The 24,962-nt window shown below is 41.6% G+C and carries 23 protein-coding genes and 1 tRNA gene; 9 read left to right on the forward strand and 15 right to left on the reverse strand.

The genetic code is table 11. The annotated features are described in order from the left end of the window. Positions 1-194: 194 nt before the first annotated feature. Both BKK52_RS06755 and BKK52_RS06760 read right to left on the reverse strand, forming a co-directional pair. Positions 195-890, reverse strand: coding sequence for a hypothetical protein (locus BKK52_RS06755; protein WP_077478320.1), 696 nt, complete (start codon positions 888-890; stop codon positions 195-197). Then, the gene (locus BKK52_RS06760; RefSeq protein WP_077421358.1) at positions 887-1,108 is read right to left on the reverse strand and encodes a helix-turn-helix transcriptional regulator; all 222 of its coding nucleotides are present in this window, start codon (positions 1,106-1,108) and stop codon (positions 887-889) included. Before BKK52_RS06760 ends, BKK52_RS06755 begins: the two co-directional genes overlap by 4 nt. Before the next feature lie 474 nt (positions 1,109-1,582). Between BKK52_RS06760 and BKK52_RS13850 the strand changes: the two genes are divergently transcribed. Beyond that, the gene (locus BKK52_RS13850; protein WP_244160222.1) at positions 1,583-1,753 is read left to right on the forward strand and encodes an ogr/Delta-like zinc finger family protein; all 171 of its coding nucleotides are present in this window, start codon (positions 1,583-1,585) and stop codon (positions 1,751-1,753) included. A 74-nt stretch (positions 1,754-1,827) separates the two neighbouring features. Here BKK52_RS13850 and BKK52_RS06770 read toward each other — a convergent pair whose 3' ends face one another. Both BKK52_RS06770 and BKK52_RS06775 read right to left on the reverse strand, forming a co-directional pair. Beyond that, entirely contained in the window at positions 1,828-3,036 is a 1,209-nt protein-coding gene (locus BKK52_RS06770) for a tyrosine-type recombinase/integrase (RefSeq protein ID WP_077478322.1), read from the reverse strand. 200 nt (positions 3,037-3,236) lie between these two features. Then, positions 3,237-3,326: transfer RNA gene (locus tag BKK52_RS06775), tRNA-Ser, on the reverse strand. 126 nt (positions 3,327-3,452) lie between these two features. Between BKK52_RS06775 and dauA the strand changes: the two genes are divergently transcribed. From dauA to dusC, 5 genes are all read left to right on the forward strand, one after another. Then, a complete protein-coding gene (gene dauA / locus BKK52_RS06780) occupies positions 3,453-5,195 on the forward strand; it encodes a C4-dicarboxylic acid transporter DauA (RefSeq protein ID WP_077478324.1) in 1,743 nt (580 codons plus the stop codon). Between the two features lie 61 nt (positions 5,196-5,256). Beyond that, on the forward strand, positions 5,257-5,973 hold the full coding sequence (gene rph, locus BKK52_RS06785; protein ID WP_077478326.1) for a ribonuclease PH: 717 nt from the start codon (positions 5,257-5,259) through the stop codon (positions 5,971-5,973). Positions 5,974-5,982: 9 nt separating this feature from the next. Further along, a complete protein-coding gene (gene pyrE / locus BKK52_RS06790) occupies positions 5,983-6,624 on the forward strand; it encodes an orotate phosphoribosyltransferase (protein ID WP_077421363.1) in 642 nt (213 codons plus the stop codon). 75 nt (positions 6,625-6,699) lie between these two features. Further along, positions 6,700-7,566 carry a co-chaperone DjlA gene (gene djlA, locus BKK52_RS06795; protein WP_077421364.1) on the forward strand — a complete coding sequence of 289 codons (867 nt, stop codon included), beginning with the start codon at positions 6,700-6,702 and terminating at the stop codon, positions 7,564-7,566. Positions 7,567-7,569: 3 nt separating this feature from the next. Then, on the forward strand, positions 7,570-8,499 hold the full coding sequence (dusC, locus tag BKK52_RS06800; protein ID WP_077478328.1) for a tRNA dihydrouridine(16) synthase DusC: 930 nt from the start codon (positions 7,570-7,572) through the stop codon (positions 8,497-8,499). A 39-nt stretch (positions 8,500-8,538) separates the two neighbouring features. Here the strand turns inward: dusC and BKK52_RS06805 are convergent, their stop codons facing one another. Together BKK52_RS06805 and BKK52_RS06810 are read right to left on the reverse strand one after the other, a co-directional pair. Beyond that, positions 8,539-8,844, reverse strand: coding sequence for a membrane lipoprotein lipid attachment site-containing protein (locus tag BKK52_RS06805; RefSeq protein WP_077474079.1), 306 nt, complete (start codon positions 8,842-8,844; stop codon positions 8,539-8,541). 14 nt (positions 8,845-8,858) lie between these two features. Continuing rightward, positions 8,859-9,218: a hypothetical protein gene (locus BKK52_RS06810; RefSeq protein ID WP_077421367.1), complete on the reverse strand. Its 360-nt coding sequence runs from the start codon at positions 9,216-9,218 to the stop codon at positions 8,859-8,861. A 127-nt stretch (positions 9,219-9,345) separates the two neighbouring features. Between BKK52_RS06810 and BKK52_RS06815 the strand changes: the two genes are divergently transcribed. Next, entirely contained in the window at positions 9,346-9,711 is a 366-nt protein-coding gene (locus BKK52_RS06815; protein ID WP_077421368.1) for a helix-turn-helix domain-containing protein, read from the forward strand. Between the two features lie 39 nt (positions 9,712-9,750). Here the strand turns inward: BKK52_RS06815 and hflC are convergent, their stop codons facing one another. The 6 genes from hflC to thrA form a co-directional block, all read right to left on the reverse strand. Then, positions 9,751-10,638 (reverse strand): protease modulator HflC, encoded by an 888-nt coding sequence (hflC, locus tag BKK52_RS06820; protein WP_077421369.1) that lies wholly within the window; start codon positions 10,636-10,638, stop codon positions 9,751-9,753. Beyond that, complete coding sequence (hflK, locus tag BKK52_RS06825; RefSeq protein ID WP_077474077.1) at positions 10,638-11,861, reverse strand: FtsH protease activity modulator HflK; 1,224 nt, start codon at positions 11,859-11,861, stop codon at positions 10,638-10,640. The genes hflC and hflK overlap by 1 nt, the downstream gene beginning before the upstream one ends. A gap of 113 nt (positions 11,862-11,974) precedes the next feature. Beyond that, entirely contained in the window at positions 11,975-12,700 is a 726-nt protein-coding gene (locus BKK52_RS06830; RefSeq protein WP_077474125.1) for a 4'-phosphopantetheinyl transferase family protein, read from the reverse strand. 256 nt (positions 12,701-12,956) lie between these two features. After that, the gene (gene thrC, locus BKK52_RS06835) at positions 12,957-14,231 is read right to left on the reverse strand and encodes a threonine synthase (RefSeq protein WP_077474075.1); all 1,275 of its coding nucleotides are present in this window, start codon (positions 14,229-14,231) and stop codon (positions 12,957-12,959) included. A gap of 108 nt (positions 14,232-14,339) precedes the next feature. Then, positions 14,340-15,284, reverse strand: coding sequence for a homoserine kinase (gene thrB / locus BKK52_RS06840; protein ID WP_077478344.1), 945 nt, complete (start codon positions 15,282-15,284; stop codon positions 14,340-14,342). A gap of 12 nt (positions 15,285-15,296) precedes the next feature. Continuing rightward, positions 15,297-17,744, reverse strand: coding sequence for a bifunctional aspartate kinase/homoserine dehydrogenase I (gene thrA / locus BKK52_RS06845; RefSeq protein ID WP_077474071.1), 2,448 nt, complete (start codon positions 17,742-17,744; stop codon positions 15,297-15,299). Positions 17,745-18,058: 314 nt separating this feature from the next. Here thrA and BKK52_RS06850 point away from each other — a divergent pair, with 314 nt between their 5' ends. After that, the gene (locus tag BKK52_RS06850) at positions 18,059-18,763 is read left to right on the forward strand and encodes a YggS family pyridoxal phosphate-dependent enzyme (protein WP_077478330.1); all 705 of its coding nucleotides are present in this window, start codon (positions 18,059-18,061) and stop codon (positions 18,761-18,763) included. A gap of 57 nt (positions 18,764-18,820) precedes the next feature. Here BKK52_RS06850 and argG read toward each other — a convergent pair whose 3' ends face one another. Next, positions 18,821-20,155, reverse strand: a complete 1,335-nt coding sequence (gene argG, locus BKK52_RS06855; protein WP_077478332.1) for an argininosuccinate synthase — start codon at positions 20,153-20,155, stop codon at positions 18,821-18,823. A gap of 176 nt (positions 20,156-20,331) precedes the next feature. After that, positions 20,332-21,198, reverse strand: coding sequence for a phosphoribosylaminoimidazolesuccinocarboxamide synthase (locus BKK52_RS06860; protein ID WP_077478334.1), 867 nt, complete (start codon positions 21,196-21,198; stop codon positions 20,332-20,334). A gap of 177 nt (positions 21,199-21,375) precedes the next feature. On the opposite strand from BKK52_RS06860, the gene prfC reads away from it, so the two are divergent. Beyond that, a complete protein-coding gene (gene prfC / locus BKK52_RS06865) occupies positions 21,376-22,956 on the forward strand; it encodes a peptide chain release factor 3 (protein ID WP_077478346.1) in 1,581 nt (526 codons plus the stop codon). Between the two features lie 41 nt (positions 22,957-22,997). Here the strand turns inward: prfC and BKK52_RS06870 are convergent, their stop codons facing one another. Continuing rightward, positions 22,998-24,800, reverse strand: a complete 1,803-nt coding sequence (locus BKK52_RS06870) for an AMP-dependent synthetase/ligase (protein ID WP_077478336.1) — start codon at positions 24,798-24,800, stop codon at positions 22,998-23,000. Between the last annotated feature and the right edge of the window lie 162 nt (positions 24,801-24,962).

Here is a 24,962-nt window from a genome sequence, read left to right on the forward strand (position 1 = left end):
AATCATCAAGAAGAATAAAATCATCATCAAATTGGTTTTTCATACATGCCTCAATACTGTTTATTTATATAGTAAAGATAGCACAATATTTTTTGTTTGAATAGTCTCAAGTCGTCCAAATTCGTCCCAAATCGTTCAAAACAACATAAAAAAGCCCCGTATTTTCTACGGGGCGTTACGTCCAAAATTTTCAACTACTGATTAGCCAGCTCTTCTATTTCTCGTATATATTCACGCTTTTGCCATGAGCTGTCACCTTGGGTTGGTATGGTAAATTTGATCTCCGGAATATTAATTTTTAAATGGCTAATATCAAGTTTTTCATCTAAATGAGTTTTGATTTTACTAACAAAGAAATTCAAGAAAGCATCTCTATAATCATAGTTAATATAATTCCCAAATAGGACACTACTTTTATTTTCAAATAGAACTGAATAGATTTCATTGATTTTCTTCATAGATTTACTTTTGAAGAACTCTTCCATAAATTCTTGAGCAACTAGATCTAGAGCTTTTGTTTTGATACTGATAGAGTTATCTGAAAATGCTTTATACTCTGTGATTAGTAGAAGTTTTAATTTCGCATCAAATTTTGTGATAACTTTATTTAGCGCATTAATCTTTAACGTATTTTTACTCACAAGTTCAGACACTTCATCAAAACCATCAAAGTTAATTTCACCGGTATCACTTACTTGAAGATTATCAATTTCTTTTTGTGCCTCTTGGTTTTCCTGTTCCAGTGCCTCAATCATTTTTTGATTACGTTCAATATTTGATTTAATCGTTAAAGCCTTATCTTGAACGGCTAAAAAGGCTTGATTATTTTTGTTAAGTTCTGCAATCAGTTTTTCGAGTTCCGCTTGCTTTTCCGGATTTTGTAGTGTCATTGGTTTATCTCCTGTTGGTTTCGTTTGTTAATTTGTTCTTTCATCCAGGCATTCACTTCACTTTCAAGCCAAACTGAATTTTGTTTATTCAGTTGAATACTTTTAGGAAATTCACCGGCTTTCATATTTCGATAGATTGTGGAGCGCCCTAAGCCTGTTTTATTCATCACTTCCGGCAGTTTGATAAATCGTTCCGCCTGTGCTGTCTTCTCGGCCATAACTTTCCTTATCATAAAAAAGTAGATTCATAGGTATCCAAATTCATCCCATTGGATAGGGCAAAAATAAAATATTTATCTCGGATCGAATAGAAAATTTAATTGTGAAATGAGAAATCACAATAAAAGGATAAAAAATAAACAATTCTTAGACATGACACGGAAATTTCTCACGGAAAATTCCACGCCACGGAAAATCCACTTCCTCCCCCGCCGAATTTGCGTTAAAAATTGATAAAATTACAGTTAATTTTCAGCCTATAAAATGCCGTAAAGCCTTGCTACATATAGCTTTAAACGCACTGATTAAGCCAATTCTTAACTGTAAAAATTACACACTTTTTCACTATTTTTCAGCTAAGAAAAAATGTAATTTTCTTGATATAAAATATAACTATTTGATTTATAATAAATTTCAAGATTTTCCGTGGGGTTATTTGCAAGAAAAGCATTTCAGTTAAGAGAGAAGGGAAAATGATAGAATGTAAAATATGCGGCTCAAAAGCTCTAATAAACAAAAGCCAAAGAGAACATAAAGAATTTACTAAGCTCTATTGCACCTGTAAAAATCAGGATTGCGGGCATAAATTCGTATTAAATTTAGAATTTAGCCACACAACAAAGCCTAGTAAATTAAAAGAATAAGATTATTTTAAATATATCCTCACTTGTTTACCGAATGACAAAAAACAAGAAATTTTAGAGGTGTTAATGAATGATCAAGCGCAAAGTGCCTTAAATTTACATTCTTCCACATAATCGCCCCATTTCTGCATAATTTCTTGTCGGGAGCGCCATTTTTTCGATTTATCATACGCCGCGCGCACCTTACCGCGGTTCTCATGGGATAAACAAAGCTCAATGGCTTCAGATGAAAAAATATCAAGCTCATGAAGATAAGTACTGGCAATACTGCGCAAGCCGTGAGCGACTAACAAATCTTTAAATCCCATTCGTTTCAATGCCACGTTAGCCGCACCGCTATTCATAGGGCGATTATAAGGCGCAACACGGCTACAAAACACATATTTACGGCTGCCCGTATAACGGCGCATTTGCTCTAACACATTCAAGGCTTGAGAAGAAAGCGGAACACTGTGAGGGCGCTTACCACCTTTCATTCGCTCTGCCGGAATATGTAAGGCTTTCGCCTCCCAATCAATATCAGCCCATTCTATCGTCACCGCCTCGGAACTTCTCAAAATGCTCAATAACTGCCACTCGATTAAAAGTGCGGTCGGTCTCTTCACATCTGCCCCTTGTAACACTTGGAATAGGCGCGGCAAATCTTCCGGCTTAATGGTCGGGTGATTCCTCGTCTCTACATACGTAAATTCATCATGAATATTGCGAAAAGGATTCTTAATAATTAAATCCTCATCTTCTGCCATTCTAAAAATCTGATTAATAGCAATATTGATCTTATAAAGCGTATTGGAATTTTTCAGCGGAGAAAGAGCCGGGCGAAAAGTCTCATAATTTGCCTCATCAATCGGCAAATCCGCGATTTTAGGGAATAAATGCAATTCCACGCGGCGGAATGCTTCATTGACTGTCTGCGCCTTTAATTTACCCACCCTCAACCGCTTATCACGCCACCTAACCGCCATTTCTGAAAAAGTGATTTTCTTTTCTTCGGTAGTTTCATTTAAATCTTGCCGATGCTTTAGCGGGTCAATATTACGCAAGATAAGCCCTCGATATTCTTGAGCTATTTCCCGTGCATGGGCAAGGGATAAATCAGGGAATGCGCCCAAACTTAGCTTTCTATGTTTGCCTTGCCATTTATAGGCAAAATACCAAATTTTAGCGGAATTGGGTTTAACTCTAATATAAAGCCCGCCCCCATCTGATTTAATGTATTCTTTCTTCGTTGGTTTAAGATTCTGAATTGTTGTGTTTGTTAAAGGTTTAACTATCTTGCTCATATCACATCATCTCATAAAGAATAAGGTGTAATCGCATTTTTAGATCCCTCGTAAAAAGCCCTAAACAGTGAGGGATCTAAAAAGTGCGGCTATAAGCAATCAGATATAAATAGTAATGAACATTAATGAATAATAACTCATTGAAATATCAATAAATTTTATCTGAAACGAACATTGGTGAACGTTGATGAATTGTATTCTGGCGGTGAGAGGGGGATTCGAACCCCCGATGCACTTTCGCACATACACGCTTTCCAGGCGTGCTCCTTCAACCACTCGGACATCTCACCGTGTTGAGGTGCGCAGACTATAAAGATTTGTATCGGTTTAGTCAAGTTTTTTTGAGCTAGAACATAAAAATCTTTTCATATTTTCGCTAGAATATCGGAGTTTTATTCACTTTTTGTCGTTTTTTTATGCACGTTAAATCATTATTTTCCAAAAATGTGTTTTTAGCCGTAAAACCCTTCAGCGCATTGAAAGATTCTTTTCGTCTAGGCTATACGAAAAAATTATTGGTTCGGGATATCATTGCGGGTTTAACCGTGGGGGTGATTGCTATTCCGCTTTCTATGGCATTGGCTATCGCGAGCGGCGTTCCTCCGCAACACGGGCTTTATACCGCCATTATCGCCGGCATAGTCATCGCACTCACCGGGGGCTCACGTTTCAATGTATCCGGACCCACTGCTGCCTTTGTGGTGATTTTATATCCCGTCACCCAACAATTCGGGTTGAGCGGATTGCTGATGGCTACCTTGCTTTCCGGTGTAATCTTAATTTTAATGGCATTATTCCGTCTTGGTCGCTTAATAGAATATATCCCGTTGCCGGTAACCTTAGGTTTTACCTGTGGAATCGGTATAACTATCGGTACGTTACAAATTAAAGATTTTCTCGGCTTGAAGATTGAACAGATGCCAGCACATTATTTGGAAAAAATTCAGGCTATTTTTACCGCACTTTCGACAATAAATTGGGCTGATGCAATCGTAGGGATCACAACATTGTTGGTATTAACACAATGGCGTAAATTACGCCTTGCCATACCCGGTCATTTACCTGCCGTGATAATCGGCACAATATTGGCATTGCTCTTACAATATGTCGGTTTTCATATTGAAACAATTGGCTCTGCATTCCAATATACGTTACCGGATAGTTCTATAGGGCAGGGTATTCCCAATGTGTTACCCGATTTTGCTTTGCCGTGGAATGTGCCAAATGCACAAGGTGAATTAGTACAATGGAATTTTGATAGTTTGCAAACCTTATTGCCGGCTGCGTTTTCCATGGCGGTTTTAGGGGCGATTGAATCCCTCCTCTGTGCCGTAGTGCTGGATAATATGACAGACACTAAACACCATTCCAATGATGAATTGTTAGCCCAAGGTTTAGGCAATATTGTCTCGCCTTTCTTTGGCGGTATTACAGCCACGGCAGCCATTGCCCGCTCTACTGCCAATGTGAAATCCGGTGCGGTTTCGCCTATTGCCAGTGTAGTACACGCACTTTTAGTACTATTTGCTTTATTGCTTTTCGCTCCAGCCCTTTCTTATTTACCACTTTCATCTATGGCAGCCCTCCTGTTGGTAGTGGCATGGAATATGGCGAGCGTACAGGAAATCATCACCCTTGCCCGTCGTTCAGGCAAGAATGAAATGACGGTATTATTGACCTGTTTAATTTTGACCGTGCTGTTTGATATGGTAATTGCTATCAGTGTTGGTGTATTGCTTGCGAGCTTGTTATTTATCCGCACCATTGCGGAAATGACCAAAGCCATTGAGCATAATGCCCCGGAAGATCTCAATGATGTGTTGGTTTATCGCATCAGCGGTCCTTTATTTTTTGCTGCAGCAGATAAATTGTTTGCGGATCTACATGATAAGACCGTGCATACGGATCACGAAATCAAACATATTGTTTTGCAATGTGATGCGGTGACGGTGTTGGATACCGGGGGAATTCATGCTCTCACCCGTTTTGTGCAACATATGTTGCCCCATCAACAACTTTATTTATGCAATATGCAATTCCAGCCACTGAGAATGTTGGTAAAATCCAACACTACGCCGGAAATACAAAAAATTAATTTTGCTTCGGATTTAAAAGATACTTTTAATAAAATTCGTGATTTTGAGCATTCTAACCCATAATTAAAAAACAAAAGCGTGCTAGAATAGTGCGCTTTTTTATTAACTGATGAAGGAATTTTCAATGCGTCCGAATAATCGAGAGAATCATCAATCCCGTTTAATTAGCATCACCCGTCATTATACTAAGCATGCGGAAGGTTCCGTTTTAGTTGAATTTGGCGATACCAAAGTGCTTTGTACTGCCAGCGTGGAAGAAAGCGTGCCACGTTTTCTGAAAGGTCAAAACCAAGGTTGGGTCACCGCTGAATACGGCATGTTGCCACGTTCAACCCACAGCCGTATGCCACGCGAAGCGGCAAAAGGCAAACAAGGGGGACGAACCTTAGAGATTCAACGCTTAATCGCCCGCTCTTTACGCGCGATGGTGGATCTCAACGCTCTCGGTGAGCGAACCATCACCTTAGATTGTGATGTTATCCAAGCCGATGGCGGCACCCGCACCGCCTCAATTACCGGTGCGGCAGTGGCATTGTGCGATGCTATTCACAGATTAATGGAAAACGGCATACTAAAAAACAATCCGATTAAAGGTTTGGTTGCCGCCATTTCCGTTGGCATTGTCGAAGGCGAAGCCGTTTGTGATTTAGAATACGTGGAAGATTCCGCTGCCGAAACAGATATGAACGTGGTGATGATGGAAGACGGACGGATGATCGAAGTGCAAGGCACCGCAGAAGGCGAGCCTTTCAGTCATGAAGAATTGCTGGTTTTACTTGATCTTGCCAAACAGGGTTGCCAACAAATTTTTGCCGCACAACGTGAAGCATTGGGCTTATAAGGATTAAAAATGGAACAATATAAACGTGATTTTATTGAATTTGCCCTCAGCCGTAACGTGTTGAAATTCGGTGAGTTTACCCTAAAATCCGGGCGTAAAAGCCCGTATTTTTTCAACGCCGGATTATTCAACACCGGGGCTGATTTAGCCCGTTTGGGTGAATTTTATGCGGCAGCCATTCAAGCAAGTGCGGTTGATTTTGATGTGATTTTTGGGCCGGCTTACAAAGGTATCCCTATTGGTACTACCGTTTCGGTGGCGTTGTTTAACCGCTATAGTGTGGATAAACCCGTCTGTTTTAACCGTAAAGAAGCCAAAGATCACGGCGAGGGTGGCAATTTAATCGGTAGCCCGCTGCAAGGTAAAATTTTATTGGTGGACGATGTCATCACCGCCGGCACGGCAATTCGTGAATCTATGGAACTTATCAATGCTAATCATGCCGAACTTGCCGCCGTGTTCATCGCATTAAACCGTAAAGAACGGGGCAAGGGCGAACTTTCCGCCATTCAAGAAGTGGAACGGGATTATCAATGCCGTGTTTTATCCATCATTGATTTGGACGATTTAATGCAATTTATTGAGCAAGATGCCAAATATCGTGAATATTTACCTGCAATGCACGCTTACCGTACAGAATTTGGCGTATAAAACTTGATAAATTGATCTTTATCGCTATTTTAAAAAAACGTGGCAAAAACCAACCGCACTTTTTAGAGGAAAAGTATGAATTTTATTGGAAAAATTTTAGGCGTATTAATTGGCTGGAAAATTGGCGGATTTTTTGGGGCGATTGCGGGGCTGATTTTGGGCTCGATTGCGGATAAAAAACTCTATGAGCTAGGTGCGGTGAATTCGAGTTTTTTTAACCGAAAAACCACACGCCAAACCCTTTTTATGCAAACCACCTTTGCTGTATTAGGGCATTTGAGTAAAGCGAAAGGTCGTGTGACGGAAGAAGATATCCAACTTGCCAATCAATTAATGGCACAAATGAAATTGGATGATCAAGGCCGTCGTCTCGCACAAGATGCTTTCCGCCGTGGTAAAGAGGCAGATTTTCCTCTTCGCCAAATTATCCGTGAATTTCGTATTGGCTGCGGTCAACGTGCCGATTTATTACGAATGTTCTTACACGTACAAGTGCAAGCCGCTTTCTTGGATTCACAGTTACACGAAGGGGAAAAAGAGGTGCTTTACGTGGTGGCGGAAGAACTTGGGCTTTCCCGTATGCAATTTGAGCAAATGATAGCCATGGAAATGGCTGCCAGAGCTTTCACACAAGGCGGTTTTTATCAGCAATATCAACAAGGTGCTTATCAACAACGCGGCAGCTATGACTATCAACAAAATCATCACTACCAACAAGCATCCGGTCCGACCTTAAGTGATGCCTATAAAGTGCTTGGCGTGAGTGAATCCGATGATCGCAATACCGTCAAACGTGCCTATCGCCGTTTAATGAACGAACATCACCCGGATAAATTGGTGGCAAAGGGTTTACCGCCGGAAATGATGGAAATGGCAAAAGAAAAAGCCCAACAGATCCAAGCCGCTTATGATTTGATTTGTAAATCAAAGGGCTGGAAATAAAGCGTGCGTGTTCTTCTCGCCCCTATGCAAGGCGTACTGGATCCTTTCGTACGCCAACTTCTTACCGAAATCAACGATTACGACTTATGTATTACGGAATTTATCCGTGTGGTCGATCAGTGCTTGCCTGAAAAGGTGTTTTATCGTTTATGCCCAGAACTCAAACATCAAGGTTTCACCCATTCAGGCACGCCGGTTCGGGTGCAATTGCTTGGACAACATCCCGATTATTTAGCCGAAAATGCCGTTCGAGTCATTGAGCTTGGTTCCCACGGCATTGACTTTAACTGCGGCTGCCCCTCAAAAACCGTCAACGGTAGCCATGGCGGTGCGGCACTTCTCAAACAACCCGAATTAATTTATCGTGCCACGCAGGCGTTACGAAAAGCCGTACCGAAATCGCTTCCTGTGAGCGTAAAAGTGCGGTTAGGTTGGGATGATATTTCTCAAGCCGTTGAAATTGCCGATGCCGTGCAGCAAGGTGGAGCAACGGAAATCACCGTTCACGGTCGTAGCAAAGTCGATGGTTATCGTGCCGACCGCATCAACTGGGAAAAAATTGGTGAAATTCGTACCCGCCTAAACATTCCCGTTATTGCCAATGGTGAAATTTGGCATTGGCAAGACGCTCAGCGTTGCCTTACCATCACCGGTTGCCAAGATCTGATGGTGGGGCGTGGTGCGTTGAATATTCCAAATTTAAGCCACGTACTCAAATCAAATGCCGCCAAAATGCCTTGGACGGAAATTCAAAAACTATTACAAAATTATGCGGAAATGGAAAATTTCCATGACTCCGGTTTTTACCACGTGGCACGCATTAAACAATGGCTACGTTATTTGAATAAAGAATATGATGAAGCCAATAAGATTTTTGAAAAAATAAAAACCTGCCAAACGGCAGAAGATTTGAGGGAAAGGTTAAGAGAATAGAAAAAGTGCGGTCAAATTTAACCGCACTTTCATAAGAAATTATTTTGCACAATTGCCGAGAGTTGGATCAATTACCTCTGTACCTTCAATCCTTCCGTTATTATCCTCTCTAACATTCGTTAAAGCGACAGTGCAAGAGTTTTGTGAGATAGCATCATCAATCGCCTTTTGGTGGGCTGAATGAGTGTTGCCTGAGCGATAAACAATAACCTGCTTGCCTAATTTTAACTTTTTATTATAGAAATCATAACTTTTAGTACTAATTATTGTTTCATTTGGTATTCCGCCCGGAGCACAACCGGCTAGCATAAGTGTTATCAATAAGATTGTTATTATTTTTTTCATTTTTAATATCCTCATTAACGTCTAGATTCACAACCAGGAAGTGACTTATCAATTAATTGACGCCCTTCCACAACTACATTACTGAAACCAATACCAACCCAAAGAGTATGGCTTGTTATGGTTACGTCAGTTAATGCAACGGTACAGCGATCTTTACTGATGGCTCGACCTAATGCTGCACCAGAATCAGGTTTTCCACCAAAAATTCCCACAACAAGTGACACATCAGCACCATCTACAATTTCACCGCGTGTAAAATTTTGGGAATGACTAATATCAATATTGCGATTGCTTAGTAGGGAATATTCCCCCCATCTTGTTGTGCAACCGGTTAAAAGAATTGCCGATAAGACAATAAGGAGAAGTTTTTTCATATTAATTTCCTTAATGAAAATTGGTTCAATAGGATAGCTATGTTATATTTAGGGCAAATTTAATCCACTCACTCAAAGAACTATTTAAAACTCCGAGAGTATAGAAAAATGATTAATAGGGTAAGTTATGGAATCATCAGAAAAAATCAAAATTATGCGTGAAATGAACCAATGGACTCAGGAAGAAGTAGCAGAAAAATTGGGGATGTCCACCACGGGTTATGCCAAAATTGAACGGGGACAAACCAATGTGAGTGTTGAGAAATTAAAGCAAATTGCACAAGTTTTTAATATTAATGTTGCTCAGTTGCTGGACGATGACGAACGTTTTGTTATTTGTTCTATTGGGGATAACCATTCGAATTATAGTAATTATTTTGCTTCAAACGAAAAGCTCTCCATCGAAAATGAAAAATTAAAACAGCTGCTTAACGCAAAGGACAATGAAATTGAAGCCTTGAAAAAAGTCATTTCCCTGTTGGAAAATAAATAGACAAAAAAATGCGGTCAAAATCGACCGCATTTTTTTGAGTTATTTATTCGGTGTTTGCATAAATCGGAAGAAATCACTATTTGGCTTTAAGATCATCATATTATCCGAATTGGCAAAACTGGTTTCATAGGCTTTTAAGCTACGAATAAAACTGAAGAACTGTGGATTTTGTGAAAAGGCATCAGAATATAATTTTGCTGCCGTCGCATCACCCGAACCTCGTAATTCTTGTGCGGTTTTATTGGCATTAGCCAAAATCAGGGTGACTTTACGATCCACATCTGCTTGAATAAACGCCGCTTTCTCCTTACCTTGTGAACGATGTTCACGCGCCACGGCATCCCGCTCTGCACGCATACGTTGGTAAATGGAAGAAGAAACCTCATCCGGTAGATTAATTTGTTTTACACGAACATCAACCACTTCAATACCCAGCTCTGCTGTACTGTCTTGCCCTGAATTTAAGGCTTTTTTCGCCCCTTCCATCAGCTCACCACGAGTACCGGAAACAATATCTTTAATGGTGCGTGTACCAATTTCGGAGCGTAGGCGATCGTTGACTTTACGACTTAATAAACTGGCAGCCTGACCATAATCACCGCCACCGGTTGAAGTATAGAAACGACCAAAATCGCTAATTTTCCATTTTACATAGGAATCCACCAATAAGTCTTTTTTCTCAACGGTAACAAAACGGGTGGCAGACCCATCTAGCGTACGAATACGGGCATCCAACACTTTAATACTATCAATGAGTGGAATTTTAAAATGCAGTCCCGGTTCATAGACCACCACTTTATTATCCGCATCACGTTGCACCTTGTTAAAACGCAGCATAATGCCTCGGGTTCCTTCGGTGACAACAACGATGCTTGAATAAAGCACTGCCACAATGAGCAAAATAACGGGGAATAAAAATTTACGCATTAATTAAATCTCCCTTGGCGAACCGGCTCAACTTTAGTGGGTTGAGTGAGGTTTGATTGAGTTTCTGATGGCGCTAAAACCGGGGTAGAATTGACCGCACTTGGTGCTTTATTCGATTCCATTTTTTTCCCCATAATTTGTTCAAGGGGTAATACAGTCAAATTGTTACCATGATTGCCATCTAACATCACTTTCGGTGTATTTGCCATCACTTTTTCCATGGTTTGAATATACAAGCGCTCACGCAATAACTCCGATGAAGCTTTAAATTCCGGTAATAAACGCTGTAAGCGCTCTACTTCCCCTTGCGCATCAAGCACAATGCGATCTTTGTAAGCCGTAGCTTCTTCTACAATACGTTGCGCATCACCGCGGGCAATCGGTTCTTTTTCTCGAGCGTAGGCCTCCGCTTCACGGATAAAGCGTTGTTCGTCTTCTTGGGCTTTAATGGCATCATCAAAGGCATCTTTCACCTCTTCCGGCGGCCGTGCAGATTGGAAGTTCACATCAATCACCTCAATGCCCATATCATAAGGCTTGATGATGTCATTTAAGGCTTTCCAAGTATTTTCACGCACCACAGCACGACCGGTGGTGAGAATATCGTCCATTGTCATATGCCCAACAACATAGCGTAACGCACTATCTGTTGCTTGATTTAAACTATCGTCAGCGTTAGTGACACTGAAACGATATTTAGCCGGGTCCTGCACACGATATTGCACTGTCATTTCGACTTTGACCATATTTTCATCTTGGGTGAGCATGGCGCCTTGGGTTCTCAGTTCTTTCACCTGCTCAACATTAACCGGTAAGACTTTATCCACAAAAGTCGGTTTCCAGTTTAAACCCGGTTGAACAATGGAATGAAGCTCGCCAAAACGTAATACCACACCCCGCTCGGCTTCTTTAATGGTATAAAAACCGCTCGCACCCCAAACGATTGCACCTAACACAGCGGCGATCGGTAAGGCTTTAGTAAAATTAAACGGGAGAGAAGGGGGAGGGGCAGAACTGCCATTATTTTGACCGCTCTTTTTATTGCCTCCGCCCAGTTTCTTTAATAAATTGTTAAAAATTTCTTCAATATCAGGTGGGGATTGTTCTTGATTACCACGATTTTGGTTAGCATCCCATCCGTTATTTGATGAGTTTTCGGGCTTTTGCTCATTGCGCTGCCCCGGCTTGCCCCAAGGATCTTGCCCTGAACCATTTTGCGACATGTCTTTCTCCATTTGTCAAAAAATTGTGACGAGTTTATCGAAATAATGGGGCCTCGTCCATTAAAATACAAGGGATTTCCGTAAGAAAAATCCTTGAATATTTTCAAGCATTTTTAGCTTTCATTGACCTGATAACGAATGATTTCTGAAGGTTTTTTCGGCACTAAAACGCCCCCCTCCCAACAGAAAAACTGCACTTGATGTTGACGACGGTTGATAAAAGCGGCGAAATAAAAAGGGAGGGTTTCAGTAAAAAACAGCTCACCCGGCGGACAATATTCGGAAAAAATCTTTTGCTCACAGGGTAAATGACGGACTTCCGATAGCTTGACAATTCCCACCCCTTGGGATTTCAATACCGCCTCACGCAAACACCAACAGCGATAAAAAGCGCTTTCGGCATCAGCCTGTTGCTCAAACCACGCCACTTCCTCTTGAGGTGCAAAATGTGCTATCAGTGCAGAAAAATCACGGGATTTAGGAAATTCAATATCAATTCCCACCGCACTTTGCCGGTTTTGCTCTCCCTTTTCGGGAATGTCTAATATCACCGCAACCCAATCACCGGAATGACTTATATTAAAATCGATCATCTCATTGGGAAAATAAGGGCGTCCGCTTTCCGTACGTTCAATTTTGCCTAAAAGTGCGGTATCTTTTCCCGCCACTTTTAACAATTGCCATAACAAAAAATGTGCCAATCGGCGACATTGATAGCTTTGTCGAACAAGCGGATTTTGAGGAAAAGGTGAACGTAATGTTTCAGGCACCCATTGACAAGGAATTTCATCAAAGGGGTAAGACTGCTGAATATTGGCGTAAGCGATAAAGGTTGTCATAAGAAAATCTACAGGATGATATAGCAGTTGCATAATAGATAATTTTTCGTTCCCTACCTTCGGGGGAGCTGGACGTAGCCCTGAGGGGATTACAACAACGTTGCAAAAACTCGGTGAAAAATAACCGCACTCCCCCTGCGCCTGCGGCACCTCCCCCCGTAAACGGAGGGAGGGAAGAGAGCCAATCGTTTTGTGCAAGTGCGACATACCACCGAAAATGTAGAAAAGTGCGGTCAAAATCAACCGCACTTTTTTGTTATTTCAGCAAATAGGCACGCAATTGGGCAAAATCATTGTCCATCTCATCGGAAAGCAATGGTAGCTTATTGTGCTTATCCAAGGCTTCCGGCAACGGCAATTCAAGATGAAGAATTCGCTCAACCGATTCTTTAAATTTTGCTGGGTGGGCGGTGCATAGGAAAATACCGGTTTCCTCTGCCTGAAGCTTATCTTTGAGTAATTGATAAGCAATGGCTCCGTGTGGCTCACAGGTGTAATCTATCTTGTACATCGCTTTTAAGGTCTCTTCCGTTTGAGCATCGGTGAGCATACCTGCCCCCAATTCAGCCAAGCCCCAACCATTACGTTTAAATAATTCTTCTACCCGTGGCCAGTTGTTTGGTCGGCTCACATCCATCGCATTAGAAAGTGTCGCAACAGTGGCTTTCGGTGCCCATTCACCGGATTGTAAATAACGTGGCACCGTATCATTCGCATTGGTTGCTGCGATAAAGCGTTTAATAGGCAAACCTAAGGTTTTGGCAATTAATCCCGCCGTTAAATTCCCGAAATTACCACTTGGCACGGAAACCACCACATTATCACGTTTTTCTTTTGGCAATTGGGAAACCGCTTCAAAATAATAACAAACTTGTGCCAGTAAACGGCTGATGTTAATAGAGTTGGCGGAGTTTAAGCCAATTGCTTCACGCAATGTTGCATCATCAAAAGCTTGTTTTACCAACGCCTGACAAGCATCGAAATCACCATTAATGGCAACGGTTCGGATATTTCCCCCAAGGGTACAGAACAATTTTTCTTGTAATGGGCTGATTTTTCCTTTCGGATATAAAATCACCACATTAATATTTTCTAATCCATAAAAGGCGTGAGCCACTGCCGCACCGGTATCCCCAGAAGTCGCTGTTAAAATGGTGATTTTGCCATCACCACGCACGGCAGCCAACGCTTGAGCCATAAAACGCCCGCCAAAGTCTTTAAACGCCAGTGTCGGTCCATGGAAAAGCTCTAAAGCATAAATATTTTCTTCAACTTTTTGCAAAGGTGCAGGGAAAGTAAAGGCATTTTTCACCATGGTATTGAGGGTTTCCGTTGGAATTTCATCACCAATGATAGCAGAAAGAATTTTTTGGCTGCGTTCGACCAAAGGAAGATCCAATAATTCGTTGATATTGGAAAGTTGCGGAATGATTTCCGGAAAAAATAAGCCCTGGTCTTTTCCAAGCCCTTGGCGTACTGCTTGGGCAAAATTAACTTGTTCTTCCGAGTGTTTAATATTGTATAGCTTCATAATTAATCCATTTTTAAATTGACTATTTTGTTTTATGGTTCAAGTAAAATGATAAAAGTGCGGTTCATTTTACGGCGTTTTTGGTATAACCGCACTCTTACGCTCTGATTAGCTAATTTCTCTTGCGCCCTCATTATCCACCTTGCATACATGAACAAATCCCTCATTATTTTGCAAATAATGATGTTCAAGATAGGTCGCAAGTTTCGTTGCTGTTTGTAAATCCGAGGCTATAGAAAAAATAGTCGGGCCTGAGCCTGAAATGCCGGTAGCAAGCGCGCCTAAATCACGGGTTGCCTGTTTGACTTCCGCAAAATTAGGTAGTAATGATTCACGATAAGGTTCGGCAATCACATCTTTCATCATCATCGCCGCTAAGTTTTCTTGTCGGGTGTGGCAGGCATGAACGAAACCGCCTAAGTGGCGGCCATGGGCTATCACATCTTGTCGTGTATAACTTTTTGGGAGAATCGCACGGGCCTCTGCGGTAGAAACCTCAATCCCCGGATAAGCCAAAACCCAATACCAATTGTCGAAAAACGGCAGTTTTTGACAAATATTACCGAGGGATTGCACCATAAACTGCACACCGCCAAGATAACAAGGTGCAACATTATCATAATGAATAGAACCTGAGATCCGTCCTTCTAATTCCCCCATCATCTCCAGCAATTCCATTTTTGAAAAAGGTTCATCATGGAATTGATTTAATGCCACTAATGCCGCCACAATAGAGCAAGCACTGGAGCCCAAACCGGACCCAATCGGCATATTTTTTTCAAGCGTTAAACGCAATGGCTTGATATTTCTACCACGCAACTTTAACTGCTCACTGAATAAAACATAGGCTTGATAAACAATGTTTTTTTGCGGCTCTTTTGGTAATTTACGGACAAAATAGCCCGCACTTTCCAATTCAAACCCACTGGCGATAGATTCAATTTGAATCACATCGCCCAATAATGAACCATCAATAGGGGAAATTGCCGCCCCTAAGGTATCGAAGCCTACGCTGATGTTTGCGCTGGATGCTGGAGCATAAATTCGTAACATCATCAGTCCTCATTAGTGTTGTAATGTTCTTAAAATATCTGCGAAGATACCGGCAGCAGTCACCGCATTACCAGCGCCATAACCGCGTAATAATAACGGAATCGGCTGATAATAGCGAGTGTAGAACGCCAAGGCATTTTCGCCGTCTTTTACTTTGTAAAGCGGGTTATTTTGATCAACCGCAACAATGGAAACCTTGCATTTTCCTTCACTAATTTGTCCCACATAGCGCAACACTTTTCCTTCCGCTTTGGCTGCATCTACTCGGGCTTTAAAATCCGCATCAAGCTGTGGCAACATGGCCATAAATTCATTGGTCGATTTTCCCTCGGAGAATCCCTGTGGTAGCACGCCTTCAACTTCCACATCGGAAAGTTCTAATTCTAATCCAGCTTCACGGGCAAGGATAAGGAGTTTGCGGGCCACATCTTGCCCGGATAAATCATCACGGGGATCCGGTTCGGTGAACCCTTTTTCACGGGCAAGTAGGGTGACTTCCGATAAGGAAAGCCCCTCTTCCAATTTACCGAAAATAAAGGAAAGCGAGCCTGATAAAATCCCTTCAAAACGCTCTAATTCATCACCGGCAGCAAGGAGATTTTGTAAGTTTTCAATCACAGGCAACCCTGCTCCCACATTGGTCTCATACAAAAACTTATGCTGACTTGCCTGTGCATTTTTGCGTAATTGGTGATAATAGGCGAGATCCCTTGTATTGGCTTTTTTGTTCGGTGTCACCACATGAAAGCCTTCTTTTAAGGCGCGTGCATAAAGCCCTGCGACAGATTCTGCCGAGGTGCAATCTACAAAGACAGGGTTTACCACATGGTGTAATTTAATGAATGAAAGTAGCACATCAAAATCGGAAGGCTGTGTTGCATTTTCAAGATCGGTTTTCCAATTCTCTAAATTTAAACCGTTTTCATTGAGGAGCATTTTATTCGAGTTGGCAATCGCACAGATGCGAATCTCAATGTCCTTTTTCGCTAAATACTCCTTTTGGCGCTTTACCTGCTCAATCAACTCACCACCGACACCGCCAACGCCAACGAGAAACATATCCACCACTTTTTTATTATTAAAAAGGGCTTGGTGTGTTGCTTTCACGGCTTCAATGGCTTTGTTTTGCGGTACAACGGCAGAAATAGAACGTTCGCTCGAACCTTGCGCAATGGCGACAATGCTGATATTGGCTTGCGCTAATGCGGAGAAAAAGCGAGCAGCAATCCCTTTTGCCTCTTTCATTCCATCGCCCACGACAGAGATAATGGATAAATCTTTAATCACTTCAATCGGTTCTAATTGGTTAGCAGTCAGTTCATGAGAAAACTCATTTTCAAGCACGGCTTTGGCGGCCTCTGAAGATTTTACCGGCACACAGAAACTGATGCTGTATTCTGATGAGGATTGGGTAATTAAAATCACAGAAATGCCGGCTCCCGACATCGCTGAAAAGACACGAGCCGCCATACCGACCATACCTTGCATTCCCGGGCCTGAAACGTTAAACATCGCCAAATTATCTAAATTGGTGATCCCTTTTACCTGTAAATCTTCTGATTTCACATTGCCGTCAATGATTGAACCGGGTGCTGAAGGGTTACCGGTATTTTTGATCACACAAGGAATATTTTGTGGCAATAATGGACCAATAGTACGCGGGTGAATCACTTTTGCCCCAAAATAAGAAAGCTCCATAGCTTCACGATAAGAAAGGGTTGGCAATAATCGGGCATCCGGCACTAAACGGGGATCACAGGTATAAACACCGTCCACATCCGTCCAAATTTCACATACCCTTGCATTCAAACAAGCCGCCAAACAAGCCGCAGAGTAATCCGATCCGTTACGACCTAATAACACAAGCTCCCCTTTTTCATTGCCGGCAGTAAACCCTGCCATTAATACCACTTTATCTTTTGCAATACTTGCTGCATTAACCCGTTTTGTGGATTCGGCAATTTCAACGGAGGATTCTAAATACCCTCCTTTTGCCAATAATTGTTTGACCGGATCCACAATATGCACACTGTAACCCCGAGCTTCAAACCAGGCTTTCATCATCGCAATGGAGAGTTTTTCCCCTCGACAATCAATGGTGGCTTTCACCGCATCTTCAACTTTACCGGCTTGGCGAATTTCTTCCAACAACCCTTTAATTTGAGCAAATTCCGCATCAATCAGTGCTTTTGTGCCTGGTAAGTCAAATTGATTATTTTCTGCATATAAGCCATTAATAATGTGATAGAAAATATCGAGAGCTTCGTTGAAATGCGTATCAGTGGATTGGTTTAATGCGGCTTTTTCAGAGAGGGCAACAAGGTGATTAGTGATTTTTGCCGGAGCGGATAAAACGCCTGCCGCTTGCTCTTCCAAATGGGCTTGTTCGATCAGCTTGGCTGCCTGAGAAAAACGTTCGGGATTTGCAAGCGAAGTGCCACCAAATTTGAGTACGCGCATATTAATTCTCCTAAAGATGTTGTATTTTTAAAATTGATAAAAAAACCCGCATTCGGTTGAATTGCGGGTTTTCGGTATCCTATCTTCTATGCATTAACAACCCGCACCATTTTGCATCGTAATGGTCATCGTAATCATGGTCATGCGGTTAAAAGTGCGGTGATTTTTCATTGTGTTTTATTTTTCAAAACGAATGCGCTAAGAAATACTGAAATTTATCTAACTTGTCAAACAGAAAATGATAATTCGCTAGAAATTTTCTCGTCTCATTAAATTTCGTGTAAACTAACCGCACTTTGAATGAGGAGAATCCAATGAATATTCAACACCAACTACAACACATTCAACAAACCATTCATACCTTATGTGAGCAGGTTCATCGCCCTTCAAATTCGGTAAAGTTATTGGCTGTGTCTAAAACTAAACCTGTTTCCGATATTCTCACGGCTTATCAAGCGGGACACATCGCTTTCGGTGAAAATTATGTGCAAGAGGGCGTGGAGAAAATTCAGCACTTTGAGGCACAAGGCATAAAATTAGAGTGGCATTTTATCGGCCCTTTGCAATCCAATAAAAGTCGATTAGTCGCAACGCATTTCGATTGGATGCAAACCCTTGATCGGGTGAAAATTGCCCAACGATTAAATGAACAACGCCCCGCCAATAAAGCGCCATTAAATGTTTTGATTCAAATTAATATTAGTGATGAAGAAAGTAAATCCGGTATTGCGCCTGAAGCGATGTTCGAGCTGGCAAAACAGATAGAAAATCTACCGCACTTACGGCTACGTGGATTAATGGCAATTCCTGCCCCAACCACAGACATTACAGAGCAAGAAAAGAGCTTTAAAAAAATGGCAGCGTTATTTGAACAGCTCAAACAGATCTTTCCACATCAGCCAATCGATACCCTTTCTATGGGAATGAGCGAGGATATGCCCAGTGCCATAAAATGCGGTTCAACGATGGTGCGTATCGGCACGGCAATTTTTGGTGAACGGGATTATTCGGCAAAATAGAAAAAACGTCCAAAAAAATAACCGCACTTTTGTGCGGTTATTCCTATCAGCTCAATGTTATTTTTTGCCTAACTGTGGTAACACTGAATTTTTATTCGACACGAGCAAGCCGGTTTCTGCGTAGATCCCCAATTTACCACGGGTATCCGCAACATCAAGATTACGCATAGTTAATTGACCGATACGATCGATTGGATCGAATGGCGTATCTTCCACTTTTTCCATACTTAAACGTTCTGCTTCATAAGTTAAATTCGGCGATTCCGTATTTAAAATAGTGAAATCGTTACCACGACGTAATTCTAGGGTAACAGTGCCGGTAATGGCTTTTGCCACCCAACGTTGTGCTGTTTCACGCAACATTAAGGCTTGCGGATCAAACCAACGACCTTGGTATAATAAGCGACCTAAACGTAAACCGTTAATACGATATTGCTCAATGGTATCTTCATTATGGATACCGGTGACTAAACGCTCGTAAGCGATATGTAATAATGCCATTCCCGGTGCTTCATAAATACCACGGGATTTCGCTTCAATAATACGGTTTTCGATTTGGTCTGACATGCCTAAACCATGACGACCACCAATGCGATTAGCTTCTTGCATCATCTCGACTGCATCATCAAAGCGTTGTCCGTTTAACGCTACCGGTACGCCTTCTTCAAAAGTTACGGTGACGGTTTCCGGTTTGATTTCAACGCTTTCATCCCAAAACGCAACGCCCATGATAGGTTTAACGATCTTCATCCCTGTACTTAATTCTTCCAAATCTTTCGCTTCGTGGGTCGCCCCCAGCATGTTGGAATCCGTTGAATAGGCTTTCTCCACTGACATTTTGTAATCAAAGCCGTTTTCAATTAAAAATTGCGACATTTCAAAGCGGCCGCCTAATTCGTGAATAAACTGATCGTCCAACCAAGGTTTATAAATTTTTAATTTCGGGTTGGTTAATAAACCGTAGCGATAAAAACGTTCGATATCATTACCTTTAAAAGTAGAACCATCGCCCCAAATATTCACATCATCTTCTTTCATCGCAGCCACAAGCATCGTACCCGTTACAGCACGACCAAGGGGGGTCGTATTAAAGTAAGGAATACCGCCTGTTGAAATATGAAATGCACCACATTGAATTGCCGCAATCCCTTCATGCACAAGTTGTGCACGGCAATCAATTAAACGGGCATTTTCAGCCCCATAAGCCATGGCTTTTTTAGGAATCGCATTATAATCCTCTTCGTCAGGCTGACCTAAATTCGCCGTGTAAGCGTAAGGCACTGCGCCTTTTTGACGCATCCAAAGTAATGCAGCGCTAGTATCCAAACCACCGGAGAAGGCGATGCCGACTTTTTGCCCTTTTGGTAAATTTTGTAAAATGGTATTTGACATATTTTTTCCTTACTTAAGGTTGTTTTGAATATTTAATCATTTTATATGAATAAAAACTCGCAAGAATATAACCGCACTTTTCTCGTTTGTCCAGTGCTTTCCGAATTTAACGATGTATTTTTCTCATCGCTTTACATCATAAAAATCCCTGCTTTCTCGAGCAGGGATTTCTCGCATTATTGTGTCAATAGATCCAAGGCTTCTTGGTATTTCGCAACCGTTTTTTCAATCACATCGCCAGGCACTCTAGGCGCTGGAGGTTGCTTGTTCCAACCACTATTTTCTAACCAGTCACGTACAAATTGCTTATCAAAAGAAGGGGGATTTGTGCCTTCTTGATAAGTTTCAACCGACCAAAAACGGCTGGAATCCGGCGTGAGGACTTCATCCATCAGCGTTAGCGTGCCGTTTTCGTCTAAACCAAATTCAAACTTCGTATCACAAATAATGATCCCTTTAGTGAGTGCATATTCTGCGGCAGCGGTATAAAGTGCAATGGCCTTTTCTTTGACTTGCGCCGCCAAATCTGCGCCGATTAATTTTTCACATTCTTCATAGCTGATGTTAATGTCGTGGTTTCCCACTTCCTCTTTGCTTGAAGGGGTAAAAATAGGTTCGGGCAATTTGCTCGCTTCCACTAATCCTTCCGGTAATTTCAAACCGCAAATCGTGCCCGTTTGTTGATAATCCTTTAACCCGCTTCCGGTTAAATAGCCACGCACGATGGATTCAATTTTAATCGGGTTCAAACGCTTGCAAACCACTGCCCTGTCCTTCACGAAATCAGCCTCTTCCTTTGGTAGCACATCATAAACGGAATCACCGGTGAAATGATTGGGCATAATGTGCGCTAATTTGTTAAACCAAAAATTTGAAATTTGTGTCAGGATTTCACCTTTTCGTGGAATGGGATCATCTAAAATCACATCAAAGGCGGAAAGACGATCTGTGGCGACCATCAACATTCGCTTATCATCAATTTCATAAAGATCACGCACTTTGCCTGAGTAGATTTTTTTCAGACTGAGAATTTGTTGTGTCATGGTTTGCACCTTTTTTATTGCGGTAAAAAAATCGGCGCACATTGTACCGCACTTTTGAAGCAAACGTTTGCTGTTTTTGAAAAAATAATGAAATTCGATGAATTTGCTCAATTTAATTTGAGCAAAATGCCAAAATCAGCGAGAATAGCGAACATTTTTTACCAACAAGAGAAGATCATGACTTATCCTCAAGAAGTGAATAAACGCAGAACATTTGCAATTATTTCCCACCCCGATGCGGGTAAAACCACGATTACCGAAAAAGTGCTTTTATATGGTAATGCCATTCAAACCGCCGGTTCGGTGAAAGGCAAAGGCTCGACAGCACATGCCAAATCCGACTGGATGGAAATGGAAAAACAACGTGGTATTTCGATTACTACTTCCGTGATGCAGTTTCCTTACAATGATTGCTTGGTAAACTTACTTGACACCCCGGGGCACGAAGATTTCTCTGAAGATACTTACCGCACTTTAACCGCAGTGGACAGTTGCTTGATGGTGATTGATGCCGCCAAAGGGGTTGAGGAACGGACAATTAAATTAATGGAAGTCACCCGCCTTCGTGATACGCCGATTATCACCTTTATGAATAAACTCGACCGTGATATTCGTGACCCCATGGAATTGTTGGACGAAGTGGAAAATGTTCTGCAAATTCGTTGTGCGCCTATCACTTGGCCAATCGGCTGCGGTAAATTGTTTAAAGGCGTTTATCATCTCACCAAAGACGAAACCTATTTATATCAATCAGGACGAGGTTCAACCATTCAAGAAGTGCGTATTGTAAAAGGTTTGAATAATCCGGAATTAGATGCCGCAGTCGGTGATGATTTAGCCCAACAGTTGCGTGATGAATTAGAATTAGTACAAGGGGCAAGCAATGAATTTGAATATGATGCCTTTATCAAAGGTGAATTAACCCCTGTCTTTTTTGGGACCGCACTGGGTAATTTCGGCGTGGATCACTTCCTTGACGGTTTAACAGAATGGGCACCAAAACCACAGGCTCGTCAAGCAGACACCCGTACGGTAGAAAGTTCAGAAGAAAAATTTAGCGGTTTTGTGTTCAAAATCCAAGCTAATATGGATCCAAAACACCGCGACCGTGTCGCCTTTATGCGTGTGGTTTCCGGTAAATATGAAAAAGGCATGAAACTGAAGCACGTTCGTATCGGTAAAGATGTGGTAATTTCTGATGCCTTAACCTTTATGGCTGGGGATCGCTCGCACGCAGAAGAAGCCTATGCCGGCGATATTATCGGCTTGCATAACCACGGTACGATCCAAATTGGCGATACCTTTACGCAAGGTGAAAATTTAAAATTCACGGGTATTCCAAATTTCGCCCCTGAATTATTCCGCCGGATTCGTTTGAAAGATCCCCTCAAACAAAAGCAATTGTTAAAAGGTTTGGTTCAACTTTCCGAAGAGGGTGCGGTGCAAGTATTCCGTCCACTCATCAATAATGATTTAATTGTCGGTGCAGTGGGCGTATTGCAATTTGATGTGGTCGTTTCTCGCTTGAAAACGGAATACAACGTCGAAGCCATTTATGAAAATGTGAACGTGGCAACCGCACGTTGGGTGGAATGTCGCGATGGCAAAAAATTTGAAGAATTTAAACGTAAAAATGAGCAAAATTTAGCCCTAGACGGTGGGGATAACCTCACTTATATCGCCCCGACTATGGTGAATTTGAATTTAGCCCAAGAGCGTTATCCTGACGTGGAATTTTTCAAAACCCGTGAACATTAAAGCGAAAAGTGCGGTCAAAATTGACCGCACTTTTTTGCATTTTAGGTTTCATTATGTTGTTTATACATCGCTTCAATTTGATTGCGGTAGCGTTCCATAATGACTTTTCGTTTGAGTTTTAAGGTTGGGGTGAGTTCGCCCAGTTTGATACTAAAAGCTTGAGAGAGCAGGGTGAATTTTTTCACTTGTTCAAAGTGAGCCAATTCCTTTTGCATGGCATTAATACGTTGTTCAAACATTTTCAGAATTTCAGAATTTTTAATCAATTCTAGGCGATCTTGATATTTAATGTTGAGTTGTTTGGCGTATTCTTCCAAGCTATCAAAACAAGGCACAATCAGCGCCGAAACATATTTTTTGGCATCCGCCACAATAGCAATTTGCTCGATAAATTTGTCTTTACCGATTTTGCTTTCGATATATTGCGGGGCGATATATTTGCCGTTAGAGGTTTTCATTAATTCTTTAATGCGATCCGTAATAAAAAGGTTTCCTTCCGCATCAAACTCACCGGCATCGCCTGTTTTTAGAAAACCATCTTCGGTGAAGGCTTGGGTGGTTTCTTCCGGTTTTTTGTAATAACCTTTCATTACCATACCGCCTCGGACCAAAATTTCGTTGTTTTCACCAATTTTAATTTCTGCTTTCGGCATTAATGTGCCGATAGAATTTGGATTAAATTGTTTGTCGTGCCAACAGGAAACAGTTGCAGTGGTTTCCGTCATACCGTAGCCAAGTTTGATATTAATGCCGATGCTGTGGAAAAACAGCCCGATAGCCGGTTCTAACTTCGCTCCGCCACAAGGCATCATTTTGATTCTGCCGCCTAATAATTGGCGAAGTTTTGATAAAACCAGTTTATCCGCAAGGCGATATTGTTGTTTTAGCCAAAAAGGAACGGCGTTGTTTTGTGTGGTAGATTCAAAGTGTTTTTGCCCAACGGCAATCGCCCAATGGAACAGAATTTGGCGAAGTTTTGGTGCTTTTTGCACTTTATCTAACACCGCCGCATAAATTTTTTCGTAAAAACGCGGTACGGCACACATAAGTGTTGGGCTAATCTCCGCCAAAACCGACCGCACTTGATTCGTATCTTCCAAATAACAGAGTGTTGCACCTCGGTGAAGGACATAAGCCGCCCACGCCCGTTCAAAGATATGAGAAAACGGCAGAAAAGAGAGGGAAATATCTTGAGGCGTGACATTAAGTGCAAGATCATGGGTTTCTAATTGATGAGCAAGGTTTGAATAGTCTAGCATCACCCCTTTAGGTTCACCTGTCGTACCGGAGGTATAGATGATGGTAAATAAATCCTCCATTTTTTTATCACGCAAACGTTGGTTTAATTCTGTTTGCTGTGCGGTTGAACCTAATTCAACAAATTGTTCCCATGTATAAGAGCGACCGTCTTGCTTAAGTTGAATAGTCGGTTTCATGGCGACAATTTTTTCTAATTGAGGGCAATGAGAGGCAATCTCTAAAGCGTGGTCATATTGTTCTTGATCGCCCACAAATAAAATTTTAACGTCTGCGTGGTTAAGTACAAATTCGGCTTGTTGTGCGGTATTGGTTGCATAAATTGGCACGGTAATCGCACGAATTTGTAATGCCGCTATATCAGCAATAGTCCAACGTGGCATATTTTGGGCGAAAATTGCAATTTTATCTTGAACTTGGATATTGCAGGCAAGTAGTGCGCGAGAGAGCTGGTTTAATCGGTTTTGGAATACAGCCCAAGAAATATCTTTCCAGATACCATTTTCTTTATGACGAAGTGCGGTTGTATTTCCCAGTGTTTTTGCTTGTTGTTGAATACGGTAAATAAAATGAAGATCGAAATTCATATTAACCTTAATTTTTGATATTAATTGAGCTAACAACTGTGCGCTAATATAAAGTTAAATGAAATTAAAAGCCAGATAAATATTTTATTTTTTGATGATTCTGAGTGAACTTTTGTGCAATTTGTGAAGTGGATCCCAATCCGATTAAGGAATAAAAAAACC

The sequence above is a fragment of the Rodentibacter trehalosifermentans genome (genome assembly GCF_002000545.1).
Classification (GTDB): Bacteria; Pseudomonadota; Gammaproteobacteria; order Enterobacterales; family Pasteurellaceae; genus Rodentibacter; species Rodentibacter trehalosifermentans.